Here is a 3,710-nt window from a genome sequence, read left to right as displayed (position 1 = left end):
AACACCCACGCAGTAATCACCAGAGAGCCGGATGCGAGGAAACCCGCACGTCCGGTTCGGGCCGGGGGCCGCCGGAAAAGGACCCGCCACAGCGGCGGGCACCTCGCCGGCGGCCTACCGGGGCGCGCCACCAGCGCACCGGACCGCACCCCCGGTACGGTCCGTGCGGTGGCCGACTGGCGGGACGACCGCATCGGATCGGCGTTGCGGGGCGAGAACCCCACCGTCCTCGCCCGGATGCCCGGCGGGTTCGCCGTCACGGGGGACCCGCAGTGGCTGCCCGGGTACTGCCTGCTCCTGACGGACCAGCCGGGCGTCGAGCGCCTGTCGGAGCTCTCCCGCGCCGAGCGATCGGACTTCCTGCACAGCATGGCCGACCTCGGTGAGGCGGTGGAGCGGGCCTGTCGCGCGTCGGACCCGGCGTTCCGCCGCGTGAACCTCGAGATCCTCGGCAACGCCGACCCCTACCTGCACGCGCACGTCTGGCCGCGCTACGGCTGGGAGGACGCCGAGCTCGTCGGCCGGCCGGTCTGGCTGTACCCCGCCGGGAAGTGGCGGGATCCGAGCACCCGGCTGGGGCCGCGGCACGCCGCGCTGCGGGCGGCGATCGCGACGCAGCTGCTGGCCCCGGGGTGAGGAGGCGGGGTGCGGCCACAGATCCTGGCGCGGTCGTTCCCGCCCGCCGACCGCGCACCCGGGACCCTGGGCGTCACGGGGACTCCCAGAACTCGCGGAGCCGTTCCGGGGTGCCGGTGCCCCGCAGCAGCACCCAGCTCGACGTCTCCGGGTGGTCGGCGTAGAGCTGGGGGACGTCGTCGGGGGCGTAGCGGTAGCTCAGCAGCAGCCCGGCGGGTCCGGTGCCGCCGGGCGGGCGCCACTCACCGGACCGGAGCGAGCCCGGGACGGCCGTGGTCCCGGACCGGAACGCCGCCCGGGTCTTCTCGAACGTCGCGGCGTTGCGGTCCCGGACGAACAGCGCCTCGACGCCGTCGGCCAGGCCGCACCGCACCTCCTCCGCCGAGGAGGCCAGCTGCTCGGCCGCCGGCCGCGCTCGGCAGGACCGGCCGTCGGTGTGGGGCTCGGCCAGCGCCCAGAGGGTGCCGGACCGGAACGCCGGACCGGGCAGCTCCGGCAGGGCCCGCGGGACGCCGCGGGCGTCGACGGCGGCGAGCAGGTCGGGCAGCGGGAGCGCCGCGGCCGTCGCGGTCGCGCTGACCGGCCGCGGGGTGGTGCTGTCCCAGTACACGGTGGCCGCGCCGGTCGCCGTCTCGGACAGCACGGACACCGAGTCCGGCTCGCCGGTCGTGGCCCAGCGCGTGGTGGCGGGGCCGCGGGTGCTGCTGGTGGCCCGGTGCGCGTCGAGCGCGGCGCGGTCGGCGTGGCTCACCAGCAGCAGCGTCCACGCGCCGAACGAGCAGCCGACGGCCTCGGCCTGACCGGGCTGCGGGACGTGGGGGGCGCAGGTGAGGACCCCGGCGAGCAGGGTCGCGCCGAGCGCGCGGTAGCGCTGGGCGACCTCGTCGACGGCGTACGGGTCGACAGGCGGCGGGGTCGGCGCCGTCGCGAAGCGGGGAAGCACCGCGACGAGGCAGGCGACGAGCGCGAGCACCCCGGCGAACAGGGCGATCCCCACGATCCGGCGCCGCTCGGGAGCCCGGCCGGTCCGCCCGGCGTCCCACCGGATCCGGGGCGGCGGCTCGGGCGAGGCCATCACTCCCGCCAGAAGTCCAGGAGCTGGTCCTGGGTGAGGTCGGGGTGGGAGATCAACGCGACGCAGCGGGTGCTCTCGTCGTCCCAGTAGATGTGGGCGTCGCCCCCGGCCACCGGGACGTACTCCGCGAACTGGCCGCGGCCGGCCGTGCCCTCCTCGAACCCCCACGTGCCGACCCCGCGCAGGGTCCCCGGCACCTTGCCGGCATCGGACCCGGCGGCCGTGCGCCTGCCGATGAGCCGGTCGTAGGTCGCCAGCTGGACGAGCTCGGCGGTGACGCCGTTGGGGAGCGTGCAGCGCACGGCGTCCACCGCGCCGGCCCGGGCCGGGTCGCCCGCCGGCACCGGGGCGCACCGGGCGCCGTCGATCCCCACCGACTCGGCGGTGAACCGCCACAGCTCGCCGGAGGCGAACTCCGGGCCGGGTGGCTCGGGCCGCGTCGCGGTGGCCGCGCCCCGGTCGTCGTAGCGGGCCACCAGGTCGAGCAGGCCGAGCTGCTCGGTGGCGATGCGGGCGCTGACCGGGCGGGGCAGGGTGGTGTCCCAGTAGACGGTGGACCCGGTGCCGGTCTCGGCCATGGCGAAGGCTCCGTCGGCCTCCACGGAGCGGGCGCTGCGCAGCGGCTCCGGGGCCTCGGCCAGCGAGCGGTCGCGCTCCTCGACCAGCCGGCTGGCGGTGTCGTAGCTGGTCAGGGTCATCGTCCAGCGATCGAACGCGCAGCTGACCACCTCGGTCCGGCCGGGCTGCGGCGCGCCGCGGGCGCAGGATGCGGCGCCGTCGAGCAGCGTCGCGCCCAGTGCCCGGTACCGCAGGGCCACCTGGTCGACGGCGAACCGGTCCGGTGTGGCGGGCACGGGTGCGGCGCCGAGCAGCAGGACCGCACCGAGCGCGGCCGTCCCGCAGGCGACCAGCACGGCAACCGCGAGGAGCGCGACCCGCCGTCGCCTGCGGGGGCGGGCGCCGGCGCCGTCCCAGCGGACCCGGAACCCGGACCCGTCGACCGCCGCGAAGGCCGCCACCGCCCCGCGGACCCTCTCGGCGGTCAGGTCGCTCGCCGGACCGGCTCCGGCGCACACGGTGCGGGTCGCGGTGTCGATCACGGCGTCGAGCACCGGACCGGTCGGGTCGACCGCCCGCAGGTCGCGGACCACGCCGCAGCCGGCCACCGCGGTCAGCAGCTCGACGTCGTCGGCGGTGATCCCGTCGACCGACCGCAGCGCCGCGCGCAGCGCCACCGGGTCGTGCAGCGCCCCCGGCCCGTACCGGGCGACGACCTGGTCGAGGCCCTGCAGGAGGGCGGGGTCGGCGGGGCCCACCGCGGGCCTCCCGCCGGGCGGCGCCGTCATCGGCGCGGGTCGGCCCAGGCGGACCGCAGCGCATCCAGGTCGGCCTCGGGGTCGCCGCTGGGGACGTCGAGGCCGAGCAGCCCGACGCAGGCCGTGGCGTCCTGGTCGAACCACAGCAGCGGCAGCCCGTCCTCGTCGAGGTAGCGCACCCGGGTGCCCTCGCCGGGCCGGTCGCTCCCGGGCGGGATGCCCACCCGGGTGCCGACGGCCCGGTCGACGAACCGCCACCGCAGGGAGCGCACGGTCCCGAGCGGGGCGACGACGCCGTCCACGATGCCCTCGCGGACGGTCCGCATCAGGTCGGCGTTGAGGAACCGGGAGAACAACCCCACCCGGCCGTTGCCGAAGTCGCACGTCACCGACTCGGCGATGGTGACGCCGGCCGGCCGGCTGGTGCAGGTGGCGCCCGGACCGCCCAGGTAGGGCTCGGCCAGCGCGCGCAGGGCGGGATCGGCGAAGGCCGACAGCGGATCGGCCGGCTGGGCCGGGGTCGGGGTGGGCGACGGGGACGGCGTCGCCGCGGGTGCCGCGACGGCGTCCGCGGCGGGCCGCGGTTCCGTCGGCCCCGGCCGCAGCAGCACGTACCCGCCGGTCCCGACGAGCAACGCGACCACGACGGCCGCCACCGCCGCCCGGCCGACCCGACGACGAGG

General features: G+C 77.8%; 3 protein-coding genes and 1 pseudogene. 1 reads left to right on the top strand and 3 read right to left on the bottom strand.

Translation table 11 applies throughout. The features are described from left to right. Window positions 1–168: 168 nt before the first annotated feature. On the top strand, window positions 169–636 hold the full coding sequence (locus KIK08_RS38000) for an HIT family protein (RefSeq protein WP_214408153.1): 468 nt from the start codon (window positions 169–171) through the stop codon (window positions 634–636). Window positions 637–709: 73 nt separating this feature from the next. Here KIK08_RS38000 and KIK08_RS37995 read toward each other — a convergent pair whose 3' ends face one another. The 3 genes and pseudogenes from KIK08_RS37995 to KIK08_RS37985 all read right to left on the bottom strand — a co-directional run. Next, window positions 710–1,711, bottom strand: coding sequence for a hypothetical protein (locus KIK08_RS37995; protein ID WP_214408152.1), 1,002 nt, complete (start codon window positions 1,709–1,711; stop codon window positions 710–712). Further along, window positions 1,711–3,027: a hypothetical protein gene (locus KIK08_RS37990; protein ID WP_214408151.1), complete on the bottom strand. Its 1,317-nt coding sequence runs from the start codon at window positions 3,025–3,027 to the stop codon at window positions 1,711–1,713. The genes KIK08_RS37995 and KIK08_RS37990 overlap by 1 nt, the downstream gene beginning before the upstream one ends. Window positions 3,028–3,053: 26 nt before the next feature. Continuing rightward, window positions 3,054–3,710, bottom strand: a pseudogene (locus KIK08_RS37985) (hypothetical protein); the annotation flags it as partial.

Source organism: Pseudonocardia lacus, from assembly GCF_018531445.1.
In the GTDB taxonomy this organism is placed as follows: Bacteria; Actinomycetota; Actinomycetes; order Mycobacteriales; family Pseudonocardiaceae; genus Pseudonocardia; species Pseudonocardia lacus.
Note: the sequence above shows the minus strand (reverse complement) of the source record. Positions and strands in the feature narration are given on the sequence as shown.

Bases quoted from the DNA above. Each gene is read 5' to 3' on its own strand.
- KIK08_RS37995 (WP_214408152.1), bottom strand. From the start codon at position 1,711: ATGGCCTCGCCCGAGCCGCCGCCCCGGATCCGGTGGGACGCCGGGCGG.